This window comes from Brevundimonas sp. Marseille-Q4549 (assembly GCF_976940555.1).
The window spans coordinates 342,356-368,116 of the sequence record NZ_CDRHXG010000001.1 but is presented as its reverse complement, the minus strand read 5'-3'; the positions used below and the strand labels follow the sequence as shown (position 1 = coordinate 368,116).

Annotated in this window: 25 protein-coding genes and 1 riboswitch; of the genes, 16 read left to right on the top strand and 9 right to left on the bottom strand. The window is 68.5% G+C overall.

Features of this window, described 5'->3' with window-relative positions:
• Entirely contained in the window at positions 1-1,719 is a 1,719-nt protein-coding gene (locus ACWPV3_RS01955) for a hypothetical protein (RefSeq protein WP_453976628.1), read from the bottom strand.
• 255 nt (positions 1,720-1,974) lie between these two features.
• On the opposite strand from ACWPV3_RS01955, the gene ACWPV3_RS01950 reads away from it, so the two are divergent.
• From ACWPV3_RS01950 to ACWPV3_RS01930, 5 genes are all read left to right on the top strand, one after another.
• The gene (locus tag ACWPV3_RS01950) at positions 1,975-2,679 is read left to right on the top strand and encodes a response regulator transcription factor (protein ID WP_292088767.1); all 705 of its coding nucleotides are present in this window, start codon (positions 1,975-1,977) and stop codon (positions 2,677-2,679) included.
• A complete protein-coding gene (locus tag ACWPV3_RS01945; RefSeq protein WP_453976627.1) occupies positions 2,648-4,291 on the top strand; it encodes a stimulus-sensing domain-containing protein in 1,644 nt (547 codons plus the stop codon). The genes ACWPV3_RS01950 and ACWPV3_RS01945 overlap by 32 nt, the downstream gene beginning before the upstream one ends.
• Complete coding sequence (locus ACWPV3_RS01940) at positions 4,288-4,716, top strand: HPr kinase/phosphorylase (protein ID WP_453976626.1); 429 nt, start codon at positions 4,288-4,290, stop codon at positions 4,714-4,716. Before ACWPV3_RS01945 ends, ACWPV3_RS01940 begins: the two co-directional genes overlap by 4 nt.
• 120 nt (positions 4,717-4,836) lie before the next feature.
• A complete protein-coding gene (locus ACWPV3_RS01935) occupies positions 4,837-5,241 on the top strand; it encodes a PTS sugar transporter subunit IIA (protein WP_008262883.1) in 405 nt (134 codons plus the stop codon).
• Positions 5,238-5,510, top strand: coding sequence for an HPr family phosphocarrier protein (locus tag ACWPV3_RS01930; protein WP_292088764.1), 273 nt, complete (start codon positions 5,238-5,240; stop codon positions 5,508-5,510). Before ACWPV3_RS01935 ends, ACWPV3_RS01930 begins: the two co-directional genes overlap by 4 nt.
• A 54-nt stretch (positions 5,511-5,564) precedes the next feature.
• On the opposite strand, the gene ACWPV3_RS01925 is transcribed toward ACWPV3_RS01930, so the two are convergent.
• Positions 5,565-6,011, bottom strand: a complete 447-nt coding sequence (locus tag ACWPV3_RS01925) for a RidA family protein (protein ID WP_453976625.1) — start codon at positions 6,009-6,011, stop codon at positions 5,565-5,567.
• A gap of 85 nt (positions 6,012-6,096) precedes the next feature.
• Here ACWPV3_RS01925 and ACWPV3_RS01920 point away from each other — a divergent pair, with 85 nt between their 5' ends.
• Entirely contained in the window at positions 6,097-6,825 is a 729-nt protein-coding gene (locus ACWPV3_RS01920) for a helix-turn-helix transcriptional regulator (RefSeq protein WP_453976624.1), read from the top strand.
• 12 nt (positions 6,826-6,837) lie between these two features.
• Here ACWPV3_RS01920 and ACWPV3_RS01915 read toward each other — a convergent pair whose 3' ends face one another.
• Positions 6,838-7,956, bottom strand: coding sequence for a phytase (locus ACWPV3_RS01915; RefSeq protein WP_453976623.1), 1,119 nt, complete (start codon positions 7,954-7,956; stop codon positions 6,838-6,840).
• A 242-nt stretch (positions 7,957-8,198) separates the two neighbouring features.
• Between ACWPV3_RS01915 and ACWPV3_RS01910 the strand changes: the two genes are divergently transcribed.
• Together ACWPV3_RS01910 and lpdA are read left to right on the top strand one after the other, a co-directional pair.
• Entirely contained in the window at positions 8,199-11,051 is a 2,853-nt protein-coding gene (locus ACWPV3_RS01910) for a TonB-dependent receptor (protein WP_453976622.1), read from the top strand.
• Between the two features lie 182 nt (positions 11,052-11,233).
• Positions 11,234-12,640, top strand: coding sequence for a dihydrolipoyl dehydrogenase (gene lpdA / locus ACWPV3_RS01905; protein WP_453976621.1), 1,407 nt, complete (start codon positions 11,234-11,236; stop codon positions 12,638-12,640).
• 60 nt (positions 12,641-12,700) lie between these two features.
• Here lpdA and mutS read toward each other — a convergent pair whose 3' ends face one another.
• Positions 12,701-15,382 carry a DNA mismatch repair protein MutS gene (gene mutS / locus ACWPV3_RS01900; RefSeq protein WP_453976620.1) on the bottom strand — a complete coding sequence of 894 codons (2,682 nt, stop codon included), beginning with the start codon at positions 15,380-15,382 and terminating at the stop codon, positions 12,701-12,703.
• Positions 15,383-15,482: 100 nt separating this feature from the next.
• Between mutS and ACWPV3_RS01895 the strand changes: the two genes are divergently transcribed.
• Both ACWPV3_RS01895 and ACWPV3_RS01890 read left to right on the top strand, forming a co-directional pair.
• On the top strand, positions 15,483-16,187 hold the full coding sequence (locus tag ACWPV3_RS01895) for a DUF4328 domain-containing protein (RefSeq protein WP_453976619.1): 705 nt from the start codon (positions 15,483-15,485) through the stop codon (positions 16,185-16,187).
• A gap of 1 nt (position 16,188) precedes the next feature.
• Positions 16,189-16,407: riboswitch (cobalamin riboswitch) on the top strand.
• 146 nt (positions 16,408-16,553) lie between these two features.
• The gene (locus ACWPV3_RS01890) at positions 16,554-18,377 is read left to right on the top strand and encodes a TonB-dependent receptor plug domain-containing protein (protein ID WP_453976618.1); all 1,824 of its coding nucleotides are present in this window, start codon (positions 16,554-16,556) and stop codon (positions 18,375-18,377) included.
• On the opposite strand, the gene ACWPV3_RS01885 is transcribed toward ACWPV3_RS01890, so the two are convergent.
• The 3 genes from ACWPV3_RS01885 to ACWPV3_RS01875 all read right to left on the bottom strand — a co-directional run bounded on the left by ACWPV3_RS01885 (position 18,361) and on the right by ACWPV3_RS01875 (position 20,651).
• Positions 18,361-19,281, bottom strand: a complete 921-nt coding sequence (locus ACWPV3_RS01885; protein WP_312733637.1) for an aldo/keto reductase — start codon at positions 19,279-19,281, stop codon at positions 18,361-18,363. The two genes, ACWPV3_RS01890 and ACWPV3_RS01885, sit on opposite strands and share 17 nt — an antisense overlap.
• A gap of 81 nt (positions 19,282-19,362) precedes the next feature.
• Positions 19,363-19,998, bottom strand: coding sequence for a maleylacetoacetate isomerase (maiA, locus tag ACWPV3_RS01880; RefSeq protein ID WP_453978485.1), 636 nt, complete (start codon positions 19,996-19,998; stop codon positions 19,363-19,365).
• On the bottom strand, positions 19,998-20,651 hold the full coding sequence (locus tag ACWPV3_RS01875) for a fumarylacetoacetate hydrolase family protein (RefSeq protein ID WP_313452437.1): 654 nt from the start codon (positions 20,649-20,651) through the stop codon (positions 19,998-20,000). The genes maiA and ACWPV3_RS01875 overlap by 1 nt, the downstream gene beginning before the upstream one ends.
• A gap of 138 nt (positions 20,652-20,789) precedes the next feature.
• On the opposite strand from ACWPV3_RS01875, the gene ACWPV3_RS01870 reads away from it, so the two are divergent.
• The 6 genes from ACWPV3_RS01870 to ACWPV3_RS01845 all read left to right on the top strand — a co-directional run bounded on the left by ACWPV3_RS01870 (position 20,790) and on the right by ACWPV3_RS01845 (position 24,747).
• Positions 20,790-21,134, top strand: a complete 345-nt coding sequence (locus ACWPV3_RS01870) for a DUF883 family protein (protein ID WP_292177829.1) — start codon at positions 20,790-20,792, stop codon at positions 21,132-21,134.
• Positions 21,134-21,544, top strand: coding sequence for a hypothetical protein (locus tag ACWPV3_RS01865; RefSeq protein WP_292088755.1), 411 nt, complete (start codon positions 21,134-21,136; stop codon positions 21,542-21,544). Before ACWPV3_RS01870 ends, ACWPV3_RS01865 begins: the two co-directional genes overlap by 1 nt.
• 139 nt (positions 21,545-21,683) lie before the next feature.
• Complete coding sequence (locus tag ACWPV3_RS01860) at positions 21,684-22,307, top strand: hypothetical protein (RefSeq protein ID WP_453976617.1); 624 nt, start codon at positions 21,684-21,686, stop codon at positions 22,305-22,307.
• 2 nt (positions 22,308-22,309) lie between these two features.
• Entirely contained in the window at positions 22,310-22,612 is a 303-nt protein-coding gene (locus ACWPV3_RS01855; RefSeq protein ID WP_292177835.1) for a winged helix-turn-helix domain-containing protein, read from the top strand.
• A gap of 9 nt (positions 22,613-22,621) precedes the next feature.
• Positions 22,622-23,401, top strand: coding sequence for a tyrosine-protein phosphatase (locus tag ACWPV3_RS01850; RefSeq protein WP_453976616.1), 780 nt, complete (start codon positions 22,622-22,624; stop codon positions 23,399-23,401).
• Positions 23,398-24,747, top strand: coding sequence for a chorismate-binding protein (locus ACWPV3_RS01845; RefSeq protein ID WP_453976615.1), 1,350 nt, complete (start codon positions 23,398-23,400; stop codon positions 24,745-24,747). Before ACWPV3_RS01850 ends, ACWPV3_RS01845 begins: the two co-directional genes overlap by 4 nt.
• Here ACWPV3_RS01845 and ACWPV3_RS01840 read toward each other — a convergent pair.
• Positions 24,699-25,235, bottom strand: coding sequence for a TadE/TadG family type IV pilus assembly protein (locus tag ACWPV3_RS01840; RefSeq protein WP_453976614.1), 537 nt, complete (start codon positions 25,233-25,235; stop codon positions 24,699-24,701). The two genes, ACWPV3_RS01845 and ACWPV3_RS01840, sit on opposite strands and share 49 nt — an antisense overlap.
• Positions 25,228-25,761, bottom strand: coding sequence for a TadE/TadG family type IV pilus assembly protein (locus ACWPV3_RS01835; RefSeq protein WP_453976613.1), 534 nt, complete (start codon positions 25,759-25,761; stop codon positions 25,228-25,230). Before ACWPV3_RS01835 ends, ACWPV3_RS01840 begins: the two co-directional genes overlap by 8 nt.

The following is a 25,761-nucleotide window of genomic DNA, read 5'->3' as shown; positions in this document are numbered from 1 at the left end:
TCAGGCGGCCAGGCCGGCGGCCTGCATCAGTTCCTTCAACGGGGCGATCTCGTCCGGGGACGCCGCCAGGGCGGCGCGCACGTCCTTTGTCCGCAGCAGCTTGAGGGCCTCGGCCTTGGCGCGGTCGGCGGCGGGGCCGCTGGGCGCGGTCTGGCCCGTCGCCAGCTTGAGCAGGGCGCTCAGCTTCTGGGGCAGGGGCGCCGAGGCCCGTCCGATCTGTTCGACCAGGCCGGTCTCGGCCTCCAGGACGCCGCCCACGGCGCCGATGGCTGTCGTGATCTGCGCCTCGTCGTGCTCGCCCAACTGGGCGGCGCGGACCGAACGTTGCAGCCGCGCCAGCACGGCCAGCTTGTGCGGAACGGCCGGTCCGCCGGGCGTCGCCTGACGCATTTCGGTCTCGAACCGCAGCGACCCGACGCAGGCCGACAGCCAGCGCGCCGCCGCACGCTTGTTCGCGCCGCCGGTGACGTTTTCGCACAGTCGGGTCAGCTGTTCGGCCTCGGCGAGGACGGTCGGGCAGTCCTTGACATAGGCGGCGACGAAATCGGCGGTGACCAGGCTCTTGGAGCGTTCGACGAAGGCGGTCTGGACCTCGTCGAGGCTCATCAGTCGGCCCGTCGTCGCCGTCAGGGCCAAGGCCAGGACGCGCAGGATGTCGATTTCGCCCACCGGGTCGTTGGGGCGGAGACGACGGGGACTGGCCAGTTCCTGCACCACCATCCGCGCCAGGGACGCGGCCAGCAGCGGGAACTCTCCGGCCGCCAGGTGCCGGCCCAGCCGCTCCGCAGGCCCCTCGACGGTGGGGGTCAACAGGGCCATGCGCGGATCCATGGCGATCAGTTGATCGACCTCGCGCGGCGCGGCCATCCGCACGACGGCGGCCAGATTGGCGCCGTGATCCAGCGCGGGGCCCAGGAGTTCAGTCAGATTGCGCCGCACGGCCAGCATTTCGGCGGCGATCTGTTCGACCGCGACCACGACCAGGGCGCGCGGCGGGCCTTCCGGCGGCGCCGCGTCGATCAGGTCCATCAGGGCGGCCAGCCGGTCGCGCGCGCCGCGCCGGTGCTTGAGCGCGCCGGCGACGACGCCGCCCATGACGAAGGCGCGGTCCGTCGCCCCGTTCAGTCGCTGCGCCAGTTCGGCGATGGGGCGATCCTCCACGCTGGGGAACTGCCCGGCGCGCCCAGCCTTCAACAGCCGCGCGATCGTCTGTTCCGCCAGCTTCTGATAATGGCGCACCATGGCGTGAACGTCCTGGCCGGACGCCTGGCTTTCGGGCACGGCGATCTTCTGGACCGCGTGCTGAAGTTCGACGCCCGAGGCTTCCAGCCGTTCGGCCAGGTCCGGCCGGTGCAGCAGTTCGAAGGCGGTGACGCCCTGCCGCTTCAACCACTCCTCCAGCACGCGACCGATCAGGGCGCGCGAATGGGGCGAATAGAGTTCGGCCGGGTGACTGCAGGCGGGCTGGGGCGGCGCCTGCGGTTTCGCCCTGGTCTTCTGTTCGGGAAGGCCCAGCGTCAGGATGGTGAGACTGTTGAACTCCATCGTTTCGGGGTCCAGCGTCTCCTTGGTGACGCGGACGGCGACGGCCAGACGGTCGTTCATCTGGTCCTCGGCCGTCTCCATCGCGTGTTTGCGATCCTCGGTCGCGATCAGCAGCGACCAGGCCGAGGGCGCCGTCTTGCGCACATAGACTTCGTAATGGATCGGGCCCGCCATGGCCGGCATCATGGCCGCGAAGTCTTTAAGGCGAGGTTTGCACGGCGAATTTCGCCGCCGCTTCCACAGCGCGAACGCCCTACGGTCGTTGAAACGGGCGACGGGCGGACCCATCTGTCCAGCGGCGATCCCGCGCGGTTCAGGCCGTGACCGCTTCAAAGCGGACGGGTTCGGCCCTAATGTGACCGTGATCGAACGGTTACGCTTGCCGTGCGTTGACGTTCGCGGGAACGCGAAGTTCAGGAGAAGACACCCTTGGCGAACATCACCCTGGTCGACGACGACGAAAACATCGTGGCGTCCGTCTCGCTGGCGCTGGAAAGCCACGGCCACAAGATCACGGCCTATCACGACGGGGCCTCGGGGCTCGCCGCCCTGGAATCGACGCCGCCGGACCTGGCCATTCTGGACGTGAAGATGCCGCGCATGGACGGGATGGAGGTGCTGCGCCGTCTGCGCCAGACGTCACAGATCCCGGTCATCATGCTGACGTCCAAGGACGAGGAGATCGACGAAATCCTGGGCTTCAACCTGGGGGCCGACGACTATATCCACAAACCCTTCAGCCAGCGCCTGCTGATCGAGCGGGTGAAGGCCCTGCTGCGTCGCACCGGCGCCGACGGGGTCGAGGCCGAACCCTCGGCCGAGGTGTCGGGCAAGGCGATCAAGCGCGGCAAGCTGTCGATGGACCCGGCGCGCCACGAATCCACCTGGGACGGCAAGCCGGTGAAGCTGACGGTGACCGAATTCCTGCTGCTCCAGGCGCTGGCCCAGCGCCCCGGCTTCGTGAAGAGCCGCGACAATCTGATGGACGCCGCCTACGACGATCAGGTCTATGTCGACGACCGCACCATCGACAGCCACGTCAAGCGGATGCGCAAGAAGTTCCGCGCCGTGGACCCTGAGTTCGACGCGATCGAGACCCTGTATGGCGTCGGCTACCGCTACCGCGAGAGCTGATCCCGCCGCGCCGCGCGAGGGGAAGCTCCGGCCCGGCCGACGGCCGCTGATCCGTTTCGGCGGGTCGCGGCTGGGCGGCTTCATCCTGGCGCTGAATCTGCTCAGCCTGCTGATCCTGTTCGGCGGCGCCCTGGCGCTGACCGAGTGGAACCGCGGACTGATCCAGGCGCGCCAGGAATCGTTGAAGGCCCAGGCCGAGCTGTTGGGAAACGTGCTGGGCCAGCTCAGCATCACCAAGGGCGAGCCGACGCCGGAACTGGACGTGCAGGAAGCCGCCCGGTGGCTGCGCGACAATTTCGTGCCGGCCGGCCAGCGGGTGCGGCTGTACGACATCAACGGCCTGCCGCTCATCGACAGCTATCAGGTGACGGAGAATATCCCCGGCCAGCCCCTGCCGCCGGCGCATCCGGCCGGCACGCCCCCGCCTTCGGACCTGAAGGACCGGATCGCCCGCAGCGCCCGCCAGAAGGACGCCGCCGACCGCGAAGTCACCGCCGAGGTCGAACGCGCCCTGGCCGGCGAACCGCAGACGACGGTGCGTCGAAACGAGTCCGGCGACCGGGTCGTCTCCGTTTCCATTCCCATCCGCCATGTCCGGCAGGTGCTGGGGGTGATGACGCTGGAGGCCGGCAACGTCGACCAGATCCTCAGCGCCCAGCGGCGCGCCCTGGTGCCCTTCGCCCTGGTGGCCCTGGCGGTGAACCTGCTGGCCTCCTTGCTGCTGCATCTGTTCGTGGCCAGACCGATCCTGCGTCTGTCGGCGGCGGCGGATCAGGTGAAGCTGCAACGCGCGCGCGCCATCTCCCTGCCTGATCTGGAAGATCGTCGCGACGAGATCGGCGATCTGGCCCGGTCGCTGGAATCGATGACCGACACCCTGTCCACCCGGATGGACGCCATCGAACGGTTCGCCGCCGACGTCTCGCACGAGATCAAGAACCCCCTGACCTCGATCCGCTCGGCGCTGGAGACCCTGCCCCTGGTCAAGACGGACGCCCATCGCGAGAAGCTGACGGCCCTGTTGCAGCAGGACGTGCGGCGGCTGGACCGGCTGATCACCGACATTTCCAACGCCTCTCGACTGGACGCCGAACTGTCGCGCGACCGGCCGCGTCCGATCGAACTGAACCAGCTCTTGGCCGACATCGTCGGCGTCTATGACACAACGGCCAAGCCGGGCGACGTCCCGGTGCGGCTGGCCGCGCCGGTCGAGGGCCTGCAGGTCATGGGGCGCGACGGCCCCCTGGGTCAGGTGTTCCGCAACCTGATCGACAATGCGCGCTCCTTCAGCCCGGCCGGCGGCGAGGTCCGCGTGGTTCTGGACCGGGTCGACGGCGACCGGTCGGTCCGCGTGCGGGTCGAGGACGACGGCCCCGGCGTGCCGCCCGACAATCTGGAGACGGTGTTCGAGCGGTTCTACACCTCCCGGCCAAAGGGCGCGGCCTTCGGGTCCAACTCGGGCCTGGGCCTGTCCATCGTGCGGCAGATCGTCGAGGCGCACGGCGGACGCGTCTGGGCCGAGAACCGGATCGAAGACGGCCGGGTCGCCGGCGCCGTGTTCGAGATCAATCTGCCCGCCTTCGACCCCGTCACGCCGGGACGGCGTCCATGACGGCCCGTCCGCCCATCCACGCCACCGCCGTCGCCGTGCGGCGCCGGGGCGTCTGGAAGGCGGTGCTGATCCTGGGTCGATCCGGGGCGGGCAAGAGCGATCTGGGATTGCGGCTGATCGACAAGGGGTGGCGGCTGGTCAGCGACGACTATACCCGCGTCTGGGCTTCGGGAGGCGCGCTCTACGCCGCGGCGCCCGAGACCATCGCCGGTCGGATCGAGGCGCGCGGCGTGGGGATCATGACCGCCCCCACCTGGCCGCTCGCCCGCGTGGTCCTGGCGGTCGAGGCGGAAGAGGCGCCGTCGGAACGCCTGCCCGAGCCCGCCGCGCGCATGATCGCGGGTGTCGCCGTTCCCCTGCTGACACTGGATCTCAAACAGGCCTCGGCCGTCGCCAAGGTCGCAGTCGCGTTGCAGACGCTTTGAAACCGGACGCGACGGGTCTATGACACGCCCCTTGCGGTCCGGGACGGGCGGCGGCCGGACCTTCCCGTCCGGTGCGCGGCCGGCGGACGCGGTTCGGGGCGGGATGCGAGTGAAGTCCTTATGATCGGTCTGGTCATCGTCACCCATGGCGGGCTGGCGTCTGAGTTTCTTTCGGCGATGGAGCATGTGGTCGGGCCGCAGCGCGGGGTCGCCGCCATCTGCATCGGCCCCGACGACGACATGGAGCGGCGGCGTCGCGACATCGTCGACGCCGCCGCCGCCGTGAACGACGGGGACGGCGTGATCCTGCTGACCGACATGTTCGGCGGTACGCCGTCCAACCTGGCGATTTCGGTGATGGAGCAGACCCACGCCGAGGTCATCGCCGGGCTGAACCTGCCCATGCTGATCAAGCTGGCCAGCGTGCGCGGGCGCGAAACGCTGGAGGCGTGCGTGGCCCATGCGCAGGACGCCGGGCGCAAATACATTTCGGTCGCGTCCTGGGTTCTGGCGGGCGAGAAATGACCGTCAGCGCCACCTTGAACATCTGCAACACCCGTGGCCTGCACGCCCGCGCCTCGGCCAAGTTCGTCAAACTGGCCTCCGGGTTCGACAGCGAGATCCAGGTCACGCGCGACGGTGTGACCGTGGACGCCCGCTCCATCATGGGGCTGTTGATGCTGGGCGCCGGCATCGGCTGCACCATCGACGTGACGGCCGAGGGCGAGGACGCCGAAGAGGCGATGGCGGCCTTGACCGACCTGGTCGCGCGCAAGTTCGACGAGGATCAGTGACGGGGGCTCGGCCTTGAGCCGAGGACGAGCCACCTTGGCCCTCAATACGCCGATCTATCCGTTGGTCGCTTCGTCCAGAAGGACCACGGCCTCGACCTCGAACAGCATGGGGTCGATGGCGAGTCTCGGCACGGGAACCAGTGTCTGGGCCGGCAAGCGGTCGCCGAACATCCGCACGACGCTCTCGGTCAGCACGCCCAGCTTCGACATGTCGTGATCCACCACGAACACCGTGAGCTTCACGACATGCTCCGGGCGCGCGCCCAGCGCATCGATCACGGCGGCGAGGTTTTCATAGGCTTGCCGCACCTGTTTGGCGAAATCGGGCGAGAGGGCGCCGGTTCGGTCCTGTCCGCCTTGCCCGGACACAAAGGCGAGCCGACCGGACGCGGGGGTGACGACGGCCGTGCTGTAGCCATTCGGCGTAGGGTCGTGGAGATGGGCCGGGTTGATGAGGACTGGCGTCGCGCCCGCGAGGACGGGGTGGGTCAGGGATGTCATGTTCAGTCTCGTGGTTAAGCTGTCAGGACAGGCCTAAGGGGATATGGCGACATAATCTGGCGCCATAGGTTCTAGGCTCCGACGAATGGACATCCGCCGCCGACAAGACGCCCTTCTTCGCCTCCTGCGACGCAACGGAACCGCGACCGTCAGGGAGTTGGCGGACGCCGTCGGCGCATCGCGGCGAACGGTGCTGCGCGACATCGGAACCTTGCGCGAGCAGGGCTTTGCGATCGATTCCGAGCCCGGCCGGGGCGGCGGAATTCAACTCGATCCGGGATCGATGCAAACCACGGCGCGGCTGTCCGTGACCGAGGTTTTCGCGCTTCTCATAAGCGTGGCGGCGATGCGCGCGACGCGGTCGCTGCCATTCTCCGACCTTGCCGACGCGGGCCTGTCCAAGATCGAGAGAACCCTGTCGGCGGACAAGGTGAGAGACCTGCGGCAGCTTCTGGACTGCCTGTACGTCGGACAGGTGTCGCCCCGACAGGATGTCTCGGATTTAGGCCCGATCGACGGAACGCTTCTGCCCGCGTTCGAGACGGCGTTTCTCCAGCGGTTGCCCCTCAGGTTCCGCTATCTGGACGCCAAGGGCGTGAAGACGGTGCGAGAGGTCGAACCCCAGGCCATGCTGATTCTGCCGCCGCTCTGGTATCTCGTGGCCTGGGATGGCGCGCGTGACGATTTCCGCCATTTCCGTATGGACAGGATCAGCCAGTCCGAAGTGGTCGAGGGCAAGACGTTTCGTCGAAGGCGCGTCCCCTTTGAAGACGATGTCTGCCCCTACGGCGCGATGTCGCCCGACCCGGCCTAGACGGGGGCGGCGTTACAGCCCCAGCGCACGGCGGATGTCGCGCCAGTCCACATATTTGAAGTTCTGGCCGCCCTCGTCGTTGACGTCGTCCTGGATGACCACGACGCCCTCGGGGAAGGGGCCGACCGCGCCGCCGGCCGCCGCCAGGCCGTCGGTGCCGGTGACGCCGTCGACCACCCCGTCCTTGACCACGAACCGTCCCTTGTACTGGGGGGCGCCGGCGTCGATGCGCCAGACGGGGAAGGTGGAATCGCCCTGGCTGGAGGCGATCAGATAGCGTTTGTCGCCGTCGGCGATGGTGGTCAGCCCTTCGGCGTCGGCAACCAGCACGCCCGGCGCGATGGGCTGGATCAGGGTGCGCGCCGCGCCCGAGGCGGGGTCCAGATCATAGCGCCACAGGCCGACGTTCTCCTCGTTGACGAACAGGGCGTCCGAGGCCTCGTCGGCCGCGCAGCCCTCTGATATGGAGCCGATCTCGGCGCGGCGGACCTCGCGCGCGACCGGGGCGCCGGCCGCATCGACCCCCAGGGCGTATTGTCGCAGCTCGCCTTCATGGCCCACCAGGACGGCGTAGACCTGATCGGCGCGCCGGGCGAAGCAGAAACCATAGGGTTCGACCACGTCGGTGCGAATGGCGCCCCAGTACTGGACGGCGTTGTCGGCCTGGGTTGCGGCGGGATCGAAGCGATAGAGGGCGACGCCCACCTTGCCCGGCGTGCGGTCGCTGGCGCCTAGGACGACCTGCGGTCGCCCGCCGACCGACAAACCTTCGACGACGTCCACATTGTTCAGCAGACCTTCCGGCAGGAACTGCAGGATCCGCCCGTCCAGGCCGTAGATATAAAGACCCGCCTTCTTGTCCGTGCCGGCGACAAAGCCCGGCGTGGCCACGCCCTTCACCATGACCGGGTGGGCCGAGGCCCAGACGGCGGGATCGTCGGCGGCGTCCTGGCCGGGCTGTCCGACGGGCGGCGTCTCCAGCACCGCGTGGACCACAGCGCCCTCGCCTACCACTCCGTCGCCCTCGCCCTGGAAATCGACCTCGTGCGTAGCACAGGCGCCGAGCAGGGCCAGGGCGGCGAGGGCGGCCCAGGGGCGAATGGGGGAGTGGCGAACGGGGACAGGGCGCATGACAATCTCCAGATGATCCGCAGGTTCTCTCGGGAAGGGGCGGTCGGGGGTCAACGGCGTCGGCGTGACGGTTTGATCCATGTTCGGTGACAGTTGCGACGTGTCGGGACGGATTGTCGCTCTTGCTTCGAAAAACAGCGAAATCCGCGTCGTCAAATCGTCGCTTTCACGTCGCCGCAGCCCGTTAAGCGGCGCGGCGCCGGTCGAACCGAACCCGTGTTCGCCGGAGGGGACCGACCGACATGAAACTGAACCTGCTGATGAGCGCCGCCCTGGCGCCTCTGATCCTGGCGCCGATGACGGTCGCCGCCCACGCCGAGACCGCCGCCGCTACGGTCGCCGCCTCTTCCGTGGTCGCCGGCGACGTGATCTTCGGGCGTGTCACCAATGCGTCGGGCGCGCCCCTGCCGGGCGCCGAGGTCCTGGTGCGCGGTTCGGGTCAGCGGATCGTGGCCGACGGTCACGGCGAGTTCACCCTGCCGACGAGCGCGGCCGGCTCGGTCGTTCTGGACGTGCGCTATCTGGGTCTGCCGTCCGCCAGCCAGACCGTCGTGACCACGCCTGGCCAGGACGTCAATGTCTCCATCGTCCTGGGCGCCGCGACGGCGACCGACGTGGCCGACGTGATCGTGACGGGCGTCATCACCGACGGCGTGGCCCGTTCGCTGAACCAGCAGAAGAACGCCGAGGGCACGGTCAACGTCCTGTCGGCCGACGCCATCGGCCGCTATCCCGACCCGAACGTGGCTGAAAGCCTGCAGCGGGTTCAGGGCATCGCCATCCAGCGCGACCAGGGCGAGGGCCGCTATATCAACGTGCGCGGCGCGCCGTCGTCCTTCACCGCCGTTTCGGTGGACGGCGTCGCCGTTCCGGCCGTGTCGCCAACGACCCGCGCGGTCGATCTGGACACCCTGCCGTCGGACATCGTCTCCAGCGTCGAGGTGTCCAAGACCCTGCGTCCCAGCCAGGACGCGGATTCCATCGCCGGCGCCGTGGACATCAAGACCCGTTCGCCCTTCGACAAGCGTCGTCTGGCCATCAGCGGCTACGCCGGGGGGAGCTACAACGACTACGGCGGTTCCGACACCCGCGCGGGCGCCACCGTGTCCAACGTCTTCGGCCCCGACCAGACCTTCGGCGCCCTGCTGTCGCTGAGCTTCTCCGAGACCAACCGTCGTCCCGACAACGTCGAGAACGCATGGACCCTGGGAGAGGACGCCAAGGTCGCGGCGACCCTCGGCCGCTATTACCTCGAAGAAACCCTGTTCAAGGACTATGAGACCAAGCGCACGCGCAAGGCCGCGACCGGCGCCCTGGAATGGCGGCCCAGCGATCAGCTGCGCGCCTGGCTGCGCGGATCGTTCGCCGAGTTCAACGACGACGAATACCGCGACACGCTGCGTTTCACCTATTCGGACGGCAAGCCCCAGGCGGGACTGACCGATCAGGCGGGCGAGTTCACCGGCGCGCGCATCTACAAGGCCCTGCGTCACCGCGAGCAGAACAACCAGATCTCGACCCTGAATCTGGGCGGCGAATACACCTTCGGCAACGGCGCCGTCTGGGACGCGACCCTGGCCTGGGCCCGGAGCGAGCAGACCTATCCGCACCGCGACGAACTGGTCTATCGCTCGGGATCGCAGACGCTTCGCTACGACACGACCGACCACTACGCGCCGACCTATTCGCCGTTCTCGTCGGACGCCTATCTGAACCCGGCGAACTACAGCTTCCGCGAAAACTCCTTCCGCTCCAACACGACCGAGCAGGAGGACGTGTCCTTCAAGACCAACTACGAGCTGCCGACCGTCATCGGCGGCCGCGACGTGACGCTGAAGTTCGGCGCCAAATACAGCTCGCGCGACGTTGCCGCCGATGAGGAGCGTTTCCGCGATCGCGACAACAGCGCCGGCGCGCTGACGGCTCTGATGTCGGATCGCCGGTCGCAGAACTATGGCTACAACCTGGGCTTCAAGCTGGATCACGGATTGGTCGACGACTACTTCGCGCGCATCGCCAGCGTCTCCAAGGGCGCGAACTATCGCCGCACGCCGCAGTCGATCACGGCCGACTACACCGCCAACGAAGACATCCTTGCCGGCTATGGCCAGGCCCGGTTCGACGTGGGGCCCACCAATGTCCTGATCGGCCTGCGCGTCGAAAAGACCGACTTCGAGGGGGCCGCGACCAGCGTGAGCGCCGCGAACGTCCTGACGCCCGTTTCCGTCAGCCGCGACCAGACGGACGTCTTCCCCAATCTGACGCTGCGTCACAGCTTCAGCGAAAACCTGATCGGCCGCTTCGCCCTGACCCGCGCCATTTCGCGGCCGGATTATGCGGACGTCGTGCCGCGTCTGCTGGAAACCAGCGAAAACGTCACCGAGGGCGGCGTCACGCGGGTCAAGACCACGGTCTCGCGCGGGAACCCGGATCTGAAGGCCGCCTTGTCCACCAATGTCGACCTGGGCCTGGAATATTACCTGCGGCCGCTGGGCGTGATTTCGGCCAACGCCTTCTACAAGGACCTGTCCGACTATCGGTTCACCCTGGTCACGGCGGGCGTGCCCTACCAGCCCGCGCCCTCGGGCTTCGCCGAAGTGACGGAAGCCAAGAACGCCGACGGGCATCTGGTCGGCATCGAGCTCAACTGGCAGCAGACGTTCGACTTCCTGCCGGGCTGGGCCTCGGGCTTCGGCGTCTTCGCCAACTACACATTGACGGACGCCAGGATCAAAACCGCTGCTACCTACGCCGGGCGCAACAGCTTCACCCTGCCGGGCCAGTCGGACACCACCTATAACGCCGCCCTGTTCTATGAGCGGTACGGGTTCAGCGCGCGGGTGTCCTACACGCACCGCAGCGACTTCCTGGAAGCCATCGACGCCACGCGGCCGGGCCTGGACCTGTGGGTCGAGGGGCGTGGTCAGCTGGACGTGACCGCCAGCTACGACTTCGGCAACGGGGTGGAGCTGTTCGGGGAGGCCAAGAACCTGACCGACAGCGCGGGCGTGCGCTACTACGGCGTCAAGGAGCGGACCTACGAGTACGAGAAGTTCGGCTACAACGTCTTCGTGGGCGTGCGCTTCAAGCTGTAAGCGCGCCGGTCGATGCGATCGGAAAGGGGCCGGGCGGCGACGCCTGGCCCCTTTTTCGTCCTGCGGACCTCTGCAAATGGTCGAAACCCGGCCCCATATGGCGTGCAGCGGTTGACCCTCGCTGGTCCATCGCTAGTGTCCGCGCGCCTTATTACCGCACGCCAGAAGACCCAGAGGATACCATGGCCGAAGCCACCGCTCCCTACGACGTCGTCATCATCGGCGGAGGGCCGGGCGGCTATAACGCCGCGATCCGCGCCGGCCAGCTGGGCCTGAAGGTCGCCTGCGTGGAAATGCGTTCGACGCTGGGCGGCACCTGCCTGAACGTGGGCTGCATGCCCTCCAAGGCCCTGCTGCACGCCTCGGAGCTGTGGGACGCCGCCAATGGCGAGTTCGCCAAGATCGGCATCGAGGTCTCGCCCAAGCTGAACCTGCCCCAGATGCACAAGGCCAAGGACGACAGCGTCCTGGCCCTGACCAAGGGGATCGAGTTCCTGTTCAAGAAGAACAAGGTCGACTGGATCAAGGGCAAGGGCAAGATCACGGCCAAGGGCAAGGTCGAAGTCACCGCCGCCGACGGCGCGGTCCAGACGCTGGACGCCAAGAACATCGTGATCGCCACCGGCTCGGAGCCGACCCCGCTGCCGGGCGTCGCGTTCGAGGCGGGCAAGGTGATCGATTCCACCGGCGCCCTGTCGCTGCCGGCCGTGCCCAAGAAGCTGATCGTGGTCGGCGCCGGCATCATCGGCCTGGAGCTCGGCTCGGTCTGGCGCCGTCTGGGCGCCGAGGTGACGGTGGTGGAGTTCCTGGACCGGATCACCCCCGGCATGGACACCGAGGTCGCCACCGCCTTCCAGCGCACCCTGGCCAAACAGGGAATGACGTTCAAGCTGGGCGCCAAGGTCACGGCGGCCAAGTCGGGCAAGGACGGGGTGGAGCTGACGGTCGAACCGTCGGCCGGCGGCGCGGCCGAAACGATCAAGGGCGACGTCGTCCTGGTCGCCATCGGCCGTCGTCCCTATACGGACGGCCTGGGTCTGGAGAGCGTGGGCGTGACGCCGGACAAGCGCGGCTTCATCGACCATGACCACTTCAAGGTCGCCGATGGCGTCTGGGTGATCGGCGACGTGACCCACGGCCCGATGCTGGCGCACAAGGCGGAAGAAGACGCGGTCGCCGTGATCGACACCATCGCCGGCAAATACGGCCACGTCGACTACGCCCTGGTGCCCAGCGTGGTCTACACCTTCCCCGAAGTGGCCTGGGTCGGTCAGACCGAGGACCAGCTGAAGGCCGCCGGCGTCGCCTACAAGAAGGGCAAATTCCCCTTCGCCGCCAACAGCCGCGCCAAGATCAACCACGAGACCGACGGCTTCGTGAAGGTTCTGGCCGATGCTGCGACGGACAAGGTGCTGGGCGTCCACATCATGGGCCCGCAGGCCGGCGAAATGATCCACGAGGCCGCCGTCACCATGAGCTTCGGCGGCGCTTCGGAAGACATCGCCCGCACCTGCCACGCCCACCCGACCCGTTCGGAAGCCGTGCGCCAGGCGGCCATGGATGTCGAAGGCTGGATGATGCAGGCCTGATCCGAAACGGATCGAGGTTGCAAGCAAGGCCCGGACGGCGACGTCCGGGCCTTCTTCACATCAGGCCAGACCCTTGAGCCGATAGAGCGCCTCCAGCGCTTCGCGCGGGGTCAGGTCGTCGGGATCGACGTCACGGAACGCCAGTTCCAGCGGCGACGGGCCGCGCACCGGCTCCGGCTCGGCGACGGCGAACAGGGGCAGGTCGTCCAGACGGGCGGCGGCGGCCTTTTCGCCTTCCAGCCGGTTCAGCACCGAGCGGGCGCGGGCGACGACGGAGGCGGGAACGCCGGCCAGTTTGGCGACCTGGACGCCGTAGGATCGGTCGGCCGCGCCGGGCGCCGCCTCGTGCAGGAAGACCAGTTCGCCGTTCCACTCGCGCGCGACCATGGACAGGTTGCAGACGTGATCCAGCCGCGTCTCCAGCTGGGCCAGCTCGTGATAGTGGGTGGCGAACAGGGTGCGTGCCCGGTTGGTCTCGTGCAGGGCCTCGGCCGTGGCCCAGGCGATGGCCAGACCGTCGTAAGTGGCGGTGCCGCGCCCGATCTCGTCCAGAACGACGAAACTCTGCGGCGTGGCCTGGGTCAGGATGGCGGCGGTCTCGACCATCTCCATCATGAAGGTGGAGCGGCCGCGGGCCAGGTCGTCGCCGGCGCCGACGCGGCTGAACAGCCGGTCCACCACGCCCAGCCGCATCGCGCGGGCAGGCACGAAGGCGCCGGCCTGGGCCAGGATCACCAGCAGGGCGTTCTGGCGCAGGAAGGTCGACTTACCGGCCATGTTCGGGCCGGTGACGATGGCCAGGCGTGAGCCGTCCTGGCCCGACCCGTCCAGCCGGGCGTTGTTGGGGGTGTAGGGATCGCCGCCCGCCTTGACCGCCGCCTCGACCACCGGGTGGCGGCCGGCCTCGACGCAGAAGGTCAGGGTGTCGTCCACGATCGGGCGGGTCGCGCCGACTTCCTGGGCCCATTCGGCGAGGGCGGCGTGGGCGTCCAGTTCGGCGAGCGCCTCGGCGACGGCCTGCAGCGGCTGGGCCAGGCGGGCGACCTCGCGTCGCCAGCCCTCGAAGGTCTCGCCCTCGATGGCGAGAGCCCGGTGGCCGGCCTGACTGATCTTGGCGTCCAACTCCGACAGTTCGACGGTGGTGAAGCGGACTTGGGCAGCCAGGGTCTGGCGATGGATGAAGGGGCTGTCGGGACCGGCGCGCAGCAGGCCTTCGGCCGCCTTGGCGCTGGTTTCGAGGAAATAGCCCAGGACGGCGTTGTGCTTGATCTTGAACGGCACGCCGGACTCGGCGACGGCGCGAGCTTCCAGATCGGCGACGACGCGGCGGCTGTCGTCGCGCAGGGTGCGGGCGGCGTCCAGTTCGGGTCGATAGTCGGGACGCACATAGCCGCCGTCGCGCGCCAGATGGGACGGCTCGTCTACAAGGCCGGCGATCAGGTCGGCCTTCAGCCGCGAGACGTCGGGGGACAGGGTCAGGCGGTCCAGCGCCGAGGCGATGCGCCGCGGCTGGCCGGTCAGGGGATCGACCTGGCCCACGAACAGGCCGGCGACGCCCTCGGCGATCGACAGGCCAGTGCGCACGGCGGCCAGATCGCGCGGGCCGCCTCGACCCAGCGCCAATCGTCCGACGGCGCGGGCGATGTCGGATGAGGCTTTCAGCGCGTCGCGCAGGTCGCGGCGCAGGTCGCGGCGCTCCAAGAGCCATTCGACGGCGTCGAGCTGTTCGTTGATGGCCAGGGGATCGCGCAAGGGGCGCGCGATGCGTTCGGCCAGGGCGCGGGCGCCGCCCGAGGTGACGGTGCGGTCGATGCAGGCCAGCAGGCTGCCCTCGCGCTCGCCGCGCTGGGTGCGGTCGATCTCGAGGCTGGCGCGGGTCGCCGGGTCGATGGCCAGAAAGCCGCTTTCGCCCAGACGGCGGGGCGGGGCGAGGGCAGGGACCTTGCCGGCCTGGGTCGTCTCCAGATAGGCGGCGATCAGACCCAGGGCCGAGACCTCGGCCTCCTCGAAGGCGCCGTAACCGTCGAGCGCCGAGACGCCGTACAGCCGTTCGACGCGGGCGCGCGCCGCCTGGGGTTCGGCGATGGCCGAGGCCAGGGCCTGGACCACGCCGCCCGAGCCGTCCAGGGCGTCGCGGGTAGTCTCGTCGGAATACATCCGGTCGGTGACGAGGACTTCGGACGGGCGGAAGGCGGCCAGGGCCGCGCCCAGGTCTTCGATAGAGCAGGCGACGCTGTCGACCGCGCCGGACGACAGTTCGACCACGGCGACGGCGGCCCGACCTTTACGCATCGCGACCGCCGCCAGACGGTTGGCGCCGCGCGCGTCCAGCAGGCTGTCTTCGGTCAGGGTGCCGGGCGTCACGACCCGCACCACCCCGCGATGCACCACGGCCTTGCCGCCGCGCTTCTTGGCCTCCGCCGGGTCTTCCAGCTGTTCGCAGATGGCGACCTTGTGGCCGATGCGGATCAGGCGAGCGAGATAGCCCTCCATCGCATGGACCGGCACGCCGGCCATGGGAATGTCCTCGCCCTGATGCTTGCCGCGCTTGGTCAGGGTGATGCCGAGCGCCGCCGCCGCGACCTCGGCGTCCCTGAAGAACAGCTCGTAGAAATCGCCCATGCGGAAGAACAGGATGGCGTCCGGCTGACCCGCCTTGGCCGTCAGATACTGCGCCATGAACGGCGTCGCGCCCTCGATGGCGGCGGCGATTTCGGGCGGGTGAGAGACGGGGGCGTTCATGTGGCGCGGAAAGTGACGGAAGCCGTCTCAAGGCTCAAGCAATTTGCTGGCTTGACTGTGAGGTCGTCTGTAAGTGCGAAGAGGCAACTCTGGAGCGAATATGGGCCTGCAGGCGGCCGAACCTCGTCCGATCCGAAAGCTGACCGTGGCCCTGCGGATCACGCTCATTGTGGACCTCGTATTCGTCGTGCTCTGCGCCATCGGTTACGGGCTGCACGCCTTGGCGGCGTCCCAGCTTTCGCCCGATGACTACGTGACTCCCTTTTATGCCTTCGAGGGTTCGGGCCTCGCCGATCTGGTCCTAATGTGGTCGGGGCTTGTGCTTATCCCCGTGGGACTGGTCGCCGGCTTTCTGGCCCTGAAGTGGAGCTATCGGTCGACCCGTAACGCTCATGTGTTCGCACGCGGTCTGGAGAACACGCCGAAATGGGCGATCTGGTGGTGGTTCATCCCCTTCGCCTGCCTGTTCAAACCCTATGCCGTCATCAGCGAGGTCTGGCGTTCGGCGATCGAGCCCGATCGTTGGAAGGGTCTCAAGGATCCAACCCTTCTGCGGTGGTGGTGGGGCGCGCATCTGGCTGCGGGCTTTGGAGCCATGATCGGATCGGCGTTGGAGCGCTCGGCGACGACGGCTGGACAGGTCATGGTCCACGATCTGATTTCCCTCGTCGCCATGGTGATCCAGATCGGCTCGACGCTGCTGTATCTGCGTGTGATCGGTCGTATCGAACCCTTGCAGACCGCCTTGATCGCTCAAGGCCGCCGTCGCCCTCAGGACACAGGCGCGCCAAGCTGGGCGCCTTGATATGGCAAGGCTCTTGTCTGTTGCGTATAGCCCTGCGATAGGCCGCGTCAGGCGGTTTAGGGAACACGGTGTGACGCCGTGGCTGTGCCCGCAACTGTAGGCGGCGAGAGCGTCGTCCGTCCGGGGTCAGACGACCTCGGCGCCACTGGGCGACTGGGAAGGCGAGGACGGCGGTTTACGACCCGCAAGCCAGGAGACCTGGCCGCCAACGTCGCTCGTCGCTGTCCGGGACCAGGCAGGGGCGCGGGGACTCTTCTCGTCGCAGCGACCCGACCTTGCGCCGCCCAGATTTTCGTCTGGCGGGTCGGTTCGCTCATGACGGTCTCTCGCGCGCATTCGCGGGACCGGAAACGGGGATACCGCTCAATGAAGCGTTCCATTCTTCTCTCGACGGCGGCCATCGCCGCCGCCTTCGCCGCGCCGGCCTTCGCCGAGGACGCGACCCAGCTGGACGAGGTGATCGTCACCGCCACCCGCATCCCGGCCATCATCGCCGACACGCCCGGCGCCCGCGTCATCGACGGCAAGACGATCGAACAGCGCGGCGCGATCTTCGCCGCCGACATCCTGGCCGACGTGCCCGGCCTTTCGGTGACGCGCACCGGCGCCTTCGGCGGCGTGACCCAGGTGCGGATGCGCGGCGCGGGGCCGGGCAAGACCCTGGTTCTGGTCGACGGCGCGCCGGTCAACGACGCGGCCGAGCCCAACGGCGCCTATGATTTCTCCAGCTTCGAACTGGCGGATGTCGAGCGCATCGAAATCCTCAGCGGGCCGCAGTCGTCGCTGTGGGGCTCGGACGCCATCGGCGGCGTGATTTCGTTCACCACCCGGGAGATCGACGGCCTGCGCGCCGAGGCCGAGGCCGGCAGCTTCTCGACCGTGCGCGGCCGGGTGTCGGCCGGAGTGGCCAACGACACCTACGCCTTCAGCGCCTATGCCTCGCGCTTCCAGACCGACGGGATTTCGGCGGCGGACAAGGCGAACGGCAACCCCGAGGCCGACGGCTTCCGCAGCACCACCCTGGGCGCCAAGGGCCGTTACGTCCTGTCGGACGCGGTCAAGGTCGACGGCGCCGTGCGCTGGAACAAGTCCAAGGCCGACATCGACGGCTTCCCGGCGCCGACCTACGCCCTGGCCGACACCAGCGACACCCAGAACAGCGAGCAGTGGTCGGGCTTCGGCCGGGTGACGGCCCAGGCGTTCGGCCTGAACCATCAGTTCAGCGTCTCGGCGTCGGACCTGGACCGCTCATCCTACAGCGGCGGCTTCGGCTCGACCTTCAGCGGCGACCGTCAGGCCTATCGCTGGCAGGCGGACGGCAAGGCCCAGGACGTCGACTACGCCTTCGGCGTCGAGCGCAACGAAGCCTCGGCCCATCTGTCGTCGGGCCGGTCGCGCGATCTGTCGATCACCTCGGTCTTCGGCGTGGCCCATTACGACGTCGGCGCGCTGAACCTGAGCGGCGGCCTGCGTTACGACGACACCGACGACTTCGGCTCCAAGACGACGGGGCGGGTGTCGGCGGCCTATGACCTGGCCGGCGGCTTCATCCTGTCGGGCGCCTATGGCACGGGCTTCAAGGCGCCGACCGTCAGCCAGGCGGTGTGCGACTATTGCTATGCGCCGCTGCCCTGGCCCGAGCTGAAGCCGGAAACGGCCGACAGCGTCGAGGTCGCCCTGGGCTGGGCCTCGGCCGACGGCCGGTTCGACGGTCGCGCGACCCTGTATCGCCTGAACGTCGAGGACCAGATCACCTATTCGGCCGGTCGCTACATCAATGTGGCCAAGACCCGTTCGGACGGGTTCGAGCTGGAAGGCCGCGCCCTGCTGGGCGGCGGATTCGACCTGACGCTGGCCTATGCCTGGACCGACGCCAAGGATCGCACGACGGGCGCCCGCCTGCTGCGCGTGCCGGAACACGCCGGTTCGGCGACCCTGGGCTGGACGGGCGACCGGGTGTCGGGCGCGCTGACGGTGCGGGCCGAGGGGGACCAGGACGATTCCGGCGGCTTCTCGACCGTGGTGCGCAAGGGTTTCGTCACGGCGAACCTGAACGCGGCCTATCAACTGACCGATCAGGTCACGCTGACGGCGCGGATCGAGAATCTGGCCGACGAACACTATCAGCAGGTGTTCGGCTACGGCGAGCCCGGTCGGTCCGGCTACGTCGGGATCAGGCTGCGCTACTGATCCGGGCGCGGGCGTCGGCGGTCAGGGCCGCCGGCGCCTCCAGCGCCAGGGAAGCCCAGTCCAGGTTCGGGCAGGGCGCATGGGCGGCGGCCAGGATGGCGCGCAGTTCGGCGGCCGAGGCGACGCTGGCCACCACCTTGTCCACGCCCTTCAGCGACAGGGCGTATCCCAGGGCCGCCTGCATCGGGTCGCAGCGCTGTTCGGCCAGGCGGCGACGTGTGCGCGACAGCGACTGGGCGTGCGCCGCCAGTTCGGGCGGCAACTCGTCGCCCCCCGCAAACAGGACGCCGCCGGCGAAGACCGACGACAGGTGAACGGCGGCGCCGGCCTCGGCGATGGCCTCCAGCACGCCGTCCTGGGCCGCGCGCTGATCCAGAAGGCTGCACGGCACCTGGACCACGTCGGCCTCCAGTCGCCGGGCCAGAAGCGCCGGGCCGTCCTCGACGGTGGCGCAAAAGCCGATGGCGCGGAACAGGCCCTTGTCCTTGAGGCTGCGCAGCCGGTCCCACAGGGCGCGGCCCTCGGCGCCGGCCAGTTCGGCGGCGTTGGACACCAACAGCACTTCGCCGCGCGGCAGACCCATCCGTTCCAGAGAGCGGCGCGCCCGCGCCTCGATCCGGTCCAGCCCCTCGCTCAGCGGCACGGTGCGGACCGTGACCTGGAAGGGGGAGGGGAAGGGCCAGGCCTGGCCCAGCAGACGTTCGCCGTCGCCTTCAGGTCGGGTGGCGATCAGGCGAACCCCGGCGTCGGCTCCGGTCTGCAGCAGGAAGCGCATCGCCTCCTCGCGCGCGCCGGACGGCGCGGCCATGAAGGGATTGGGCGCGCGCTCGGGCTGCGTCACCACGGCCAGGGCCAGGCGATGGGTGGGCGATGACGCCGAAGGTGTGGCGGGGGAATACGGCACGGGCCGACCATGCGCGCGCAATGCTTAAGGGACGCTGAGCGAGACCTTAAGCGAACCCTACTTATCCACCGCCGATATGCGTCAGGCGTCGGCGTCGGGCTGACGGTCGGGATGGGCGGCGGCGAAGGCGGGCTGGGCCAGGGCGTGGGTCTCGATGGCGGTCAGGCTGGGCCAGGCGGTGGTGTCGACGTTGAACCGTCGCGCCGAATAAAGCTGAGGAATCAAATAGCAGTCCGCCAGCGTCGGGGCGTCACCGAAGCAGAAGTCCCCGCCGTCGCGCGCGACCAGCGCCTCCAGGGCGTCGAAGCCCGCGGCGATCCAGCGCGCGGCCCAGGCGTCGATGACGGCCTGATCGGCGTCGAAATCCTTTCGGAGGGCGCCCAGCACCCGCAGATTGTTCAGCGGATGAATGTCGCAGCCGACGACGGCGGCCATGGCCCGCACATGGGCGCGATCGGCGGCGGTCCCGGGCAGCAGGGGCGGCTCGGGATAGGTCTCTTCCAGCCATTCCAGGATGGCGGGGCTCTGGATCAGCACGTCGTCGCCGACCTGAAGCGCGGGAACCATGCCCTGGGGGTTCAGCGCCACATAGTCCGCCGCCTTCTGCGCGCCCTTCCTCAGATCGTGGGCGGCCAGATCGTAGCCTAGGCCCTTCAGGTTCAGGGCGATACGGACCCGATAGCTGGCGCCCGAGCGCCAATAGCCGTGCAGAATCATCACGCCACCTCGAACGACAGGGGCGTCAGGCCTTCGATCGTCACCACGATCCGGTCGCCGCGCACGACCGGCCCGACGCCGGACGGGGTGCCGGTGAAGATCAGATCGCCGGGTTGAAGCGTCCAGAGCTGCGCCGCCGCCTCGACGATCCGCCGGGGGTTCAGGATCATGTCGTCCAGCGTCCCCGACTGTTTCGTCACCCCGTTCAGGGTCAGGCCGATGGTCCCCGCCGGCGCCGGCAGTTCGCCCAGGGTCAGGGGGCCGCAGGGCGCCGACTGGTCGAACCCCTTGGCGGCGTCCCAGGGCCTGCCGGTCTTCTTGGCCTCGGCCTGGAGATCGCGTCGCGTCAGGTCGCACCCCGCCGCCCAGCCGACGATGACGCCGCCCTCGCCGATGGCCGCGACCAGTTCAGCCTCGTAGTGCAGATTCTCGGTCGCCGAAGGATAGGCGGGGTTGCGGCCATCGCTCACCAGGGCGTCGCCGGGCTTGGAGAAGAAGAAGGGCGTCTGCTTGTCGGGGTCGGAGCCCATCTCGCGCGCATGGGCGGCGTAGTTCTGGCCCACGCACAGGATGCGGCGGACGGGAAAGCGTCGGTCGTCGCCGACGATGGGCAGGGACGGGGTCGCCGGGGGCGCAAACAGCCATTGGGTCATGATGCGGAAACTAGCCCGCCGAAATCGGCCTGACGAGGGGCGGCGCATGTTCGACGAACGGAACCCCACTCAGGGTGTGGCGTTGCTGACCGGGGAACCCTATTCTATCGCAAAGCTTGAAACCCCGGAGCGCGCACCATGGCCACCACCAAGGCACGAGAAGACATCAAGGCCGACCTGAAGACCCTCAAGGAGGATCTGAAGACCGGCGCCCGCGAAGAAACCCAGCGCCTGCGCGAAAAGGCCGCCGAGGCCGAAGCCCGTCTGCGCGCCAAGGGCGACGAAGTGCGCGAACAGGCGCGCGGCTATTACGAGACCGCGCGCGAGCGTGGCCGTGAATATTACGACGACGCCGCCGAACGTCTGGACGAGGCGCAACGCTATGTCGTCGAGCGGGTGCAGGAGCGTCCGCTGCAATCGACCGCCATCGCGCTGGGCGTCGGCATGGTGCTGGGCCTGCTGCTGGCCGGTCGCCGCCGCTGATGTTCAAGGGCATCGTCAAACGCCTGGTGGCGACGGCCGTCGTCGCCGCCAGCGTCTTCCTGGCCGTGATCTTTTTGGGTCTCAGCGCCTTCTACGGCCTGAGCCTGGTGCTGACGCCGCTGGGCGCCGCCGCGATCACCTTCGGCGCCTTCGCCCTGATCGCCCTGATCGTCGCCCTGGTGTTCCTGAAAGGCGACAGCCAGGACGAGGACGATGAGGAGGATGCGCCAGACGGCCTGGTCGGCAAACTGCTGCATCTGGTGCGTGAGCGGCCGATCATCGGTGCGGTCGGCGGGCTGGGCGCGGCCTTCCTTCTGCTGCGCAATCCAGCCCTGGCGGCCATCGTCGCCAGCATGGTGGCCGATCGCAAGATGGATCAGGGCGGCTACGGTCGACGCCGTCGCCGCTAGGGCGCGGATCGAACGAGCCTTCGGACAGGGGCGGCGCCTTGGCGGCGCCCTTTTCCATGTCGGGCATGGGGATAAAAAAGAACTTTACATCATAAAGTTTATGCGCGAGGGTGCCCCATCGACACTCGGAGGGAGCCTCATGGCCCGCGACACTCAAGCCGTTCAAGACGACATCGCCTATCTGCGCGGTCTGGCGCACGAGGGCCGAAACGCGCCGCTGCTGGCGGGACCGATCCTGGTGACGGCCGGCGTCGTGTTCGGTTCGGCCAGCCTGGGCCAGTGGGCCATCCAGGCCGGCGTGATCAACGTCAATCCGTGGGCGCAGCTGTGGCTGTGGGTCGCCTCGGGCGTGATCTTCGCCAGCGTGCTGACGGTGCTGATCGGACGGATGAAGACCAAGCCAGGCTTTCATTCGGCCAGCAACCGGTCCGTAGGCGCGGCCTGGGAAGCGGTCGGTTACGGCATCTTCGTCACCTGGCTGGCCCTGGTCGCCTTGTCGGTGAAGACAGGGAACTGGTCATGGATGGCGGTCATGCCGACGGCGGTCCTGGTCGCCTATGGCTCGGCCTGGATGATCGGCGCGGCCATGACCCGGACGCGCTGGATGTCCCTGACGGCCCTGGCTTCCTACGCCGGTGCGGTCGTCGTGGCCTGGTTCGTGACCGATGCCCTGATCTTTCCGGTCTTCACGGCGGTCCTGGTCGCGGTCGCCCTGGTTCCCGGCCTGATCCTGATGCGGCAGGAACCGTCGGAGATCGTCTGACCATGGCCGACGATTTCGACATCGGCCGCATCGACGACGTCATTCACGGCCGCATCCGCCTGGGGATCATGGCCTTTCTGTCCGGCGCGGACACGGCCGACTTCAACACCCTGAAGACCCGGCTGCAGACCACGGACGGCAATCTGTCCGTCCATCTGCGCAAGCTGGAAGAGGCCGGCCTGGTCGCCGTGGAGAAGAGTTTCAACGGTCGAAAACCCCTGACCCAGGCGCGATTGACCGAGGCGGGTCGAACCGCCTTTGTGGAATACCTCGACGCGATGGCGGCGCTGTTGCCGACGCGGTAAGGAGCGCGGATGACCAGCCGTCTCCACAGCTTCGAGCGTATCGATAATTTTCGCGACTACGGCGACTACGACACGGCGGCCGGGCGGCGCATCCACCCCGGCCGCCTGTTGCGTTCGGCCCGCCATGCGCGCGCGACCGACGCCGATCTGGCGCGGTTGAAGGCCCTGGACGTCCGTACCATCGTCGATCTGCGCCGGCCGGGAGAACGGCGGGAGCAGCCTTCGCGCCGGTATGACGGTTTCGCCGGCCAGGTCATCGAGGGCGGGATCGACGACGGGATGGAGGCGCCGCATATCACCTTTCTGAAGACCCAGGATCTGACGCCGGAATCCGGCCGTCGGTTCATGACCCGGACCTATCGCGCCCTGCCGTTCGATGCGGCCCACCTGGACGTCTTCGCCCGATATTTCCGCGCCCTGGGCGAGGCCGAAGGCGCCGTGCTGATCCATTGCGCGGCGGGCAAGGACCGGACGGGCGTGGTGGCGGCCCTGACGCATCACCTGCTGGGTGTGGCGCATGACGATCTGGTCGCGGACTATCTGCTGACCAATACGGCGGTCGATCTGGCGGGCCGGGCGCCGGCCATCGCCAAACAGCTGCACGCCATGAGCGGCCGTGTCGCGTCGGAGGACGCCGTGGTCGCTTTTCTGGGCGTGGAGCCCGTGTATCTGGAGGCCGCCTTCGACGCGATCCGGACGGATTTCGGCTCCATCGACGCCTATCTGGAAGAAGCACTGGGGGTCGACCGGGCGTTGCGCGATCGGATCGTGGCCCGGTTGTCGGCTTGAGCGCGACTCTGGCCCAGGTCGTCGTCCTGTCGGCGCCGTGGACGGAGCCGGTTCGGGTCGCGGCCGGACTGGACGACGACGACGGCGTTCTGATCCTGTTGTCGGACGGCGGACCGGGCGGCCGCTGGTCGCATATCGGGGCCGAGCCGGATCGACGCTGGATGGGGGTGGTCGAGGGCACCGCGTCCTTCGCCGCCCTTCGGAACGATGCGTTCGGACCGGGCACGGTGGGTCTGGCCGCCTATGACGCCGGGGCGCGGGCGGCGACGGGCCCGCGCGAGAGGGTGTGGCCGGACCTGATGCTGGCCCGCTATCCGGCCCTGCTGACCTTCGACCATCATGATCGGCAGGTTCGCGCCGTGGGCCGGGGCGAAACCCCGCAGGCGGCCCAGGCCGCCGCGCGACGGGCCCTGGCCTGGCTCCATCAGGCGACGCCGCTGCATACGCCCCCGGCGCCGGCCGAGACCTTCCAGGCTGAGGCGTCGCCGCAGGCCTATCTCGACGCCGTCACTGATGTCGTCGCGCGGATCGGCGCGGGCGAGCTGTTTCAGGCCAATGTCGCCCGCGCCTGGTCGGGCGTCCTGACGCCGGAAGGCCGACCCTTGGACGTCTTCCTGCGCCTGCAGACGCGACGCGCCGCGCCGTTCGGCGCCTATTGGCGGCTGGGCGACCGGGCCTTGGTGTCGAACTCGCCCGAACTGTTCCTGGCCTTCGACGCCCGGACGCGCCGGGTCGCGACCCGGCCGATCAAGGGGACGCGCGCCCGCGCCGCCGACCCGGATGATGACGCCGCCCTGGCCGCCGACCTGGTCGCCAGCGCCAAGGACCGGGCGGAGAACCTGATGATCGTCGACCTGATGCGCAACGACCTGTCGCGGGTCTGCACGCCGGGTTCGGTCCGGGTCGAGCAACTGTTCGGGGTCGAGAGCCATCCCACCGTCCACCATCTGGTCTCGACAGTGACGGGCGCGGCGGGGGTGGGCGTGGGCGCTGCGGACCTGCTGGAGGCGACCTTCCCGCCCGGCTCGATCACCGGGGCGCCCAAACATCAGGCGATGAAGGTGATCGCCGCTCACGAGCCGCCGCGAGGCCCGTGGTGCGGGGCCCTGTTCCTGATCGAGGCGGACGGCGGCCTGACCGCCTCGGTCCTGATCCGCACCGCCGGATTCGAGCGCGTCGGCGGCCGTTGGCGGTTCAGGACCCTGGCCGGCGCGGGCGTCGTCGCCGATAGCGATCCCGAAGCCGAGTTTCTGGAAACCGAGGCCAAGATCTCGGCGATGCGCGAAGCCCTGGTCGGTCAGCAGCCGGTGCAGGGAATGACTTCGACCGTGCGGGGACGAAGATAGGCCCTGCGCTTGAAGTGGAAGACGCCGGGCGTGGCCTGGGTGAAGGCCGAACGGTAGTCGTAGAAGGTTTCGGCGATGATGACCGATTCGCCGTTGGCCAGCATGTCGTCGGGAATGTCGGCGTCGGCGGCCAGCAGCTTTTCCGTCATGCCCTTGGTCTGGCTCCAGTCCACCTTGTAGGCCGTCTTGGAGGTGCGGGTCACGCTGCTGACGCGCTGTTTCAGCGTGGCCGTGGAGAAGGGGCTCATGATCAGGTCGCCGATGGCGAAGACGTCCGCGATCTGGGCCGGTGTGGTGGCGTCGGTCTGCGACACCAGATCCGCGACCATGGCGGCGGCGTGTCCGGTCCGCTTCAGCGCCATATAGCTTTGGCAGAATTCGACCATGCCGAAATAGAGCAGGATCATCAGGGGCGCCAGAAAGGCGAACTCCACCGCCGCGCCGCCCCGCGTATCGCGCCCCAGCCTTTCCAGCGCCCGCCTAGACATTCCACGGCTCGTTGCGGAAGGCGGTCGTGGCGCTGAGCAGCAGGGCGCCGTTCTTCAGGCGCGAACCAGCCTGACTCAGCAGAGGCGTGACCATCGGCTGCTCGTACCAGACGCGCACCAGCACCAAGTCGCCCGGAACGCCGCCGTCATAGCCAACCTTGCTGGGATCCATGGCGCCGTCGGTGATCGGATCGGCCGGGGGAGGCCCTGCGAATTGCGGGATGACGCGGACATCGACCGTGGCGCGCGTCATGCAGTCGGAGCCGAAAATCCCCATCCGGTCGCAGAAGGCGGTCTTGAACTTGACGGCGTCGAACTTATCGGAGGAGGCCTGACCGGTGCGCACCAGACGGCTAGTGTCGATAGCGGCGTTCTCCAGCATCGAATCCACAACGAAAGCCATGCCCAGCTCCAGCATGGCGAAAATCATGACGAAGAAGGGCAGGGCGACGAAGGCGAATTCGACCGCCGCCGAGCCTTCGCGAAGGCGGCTCGTGCGCCGACCGGGTTTACGCCAGACCTTCAT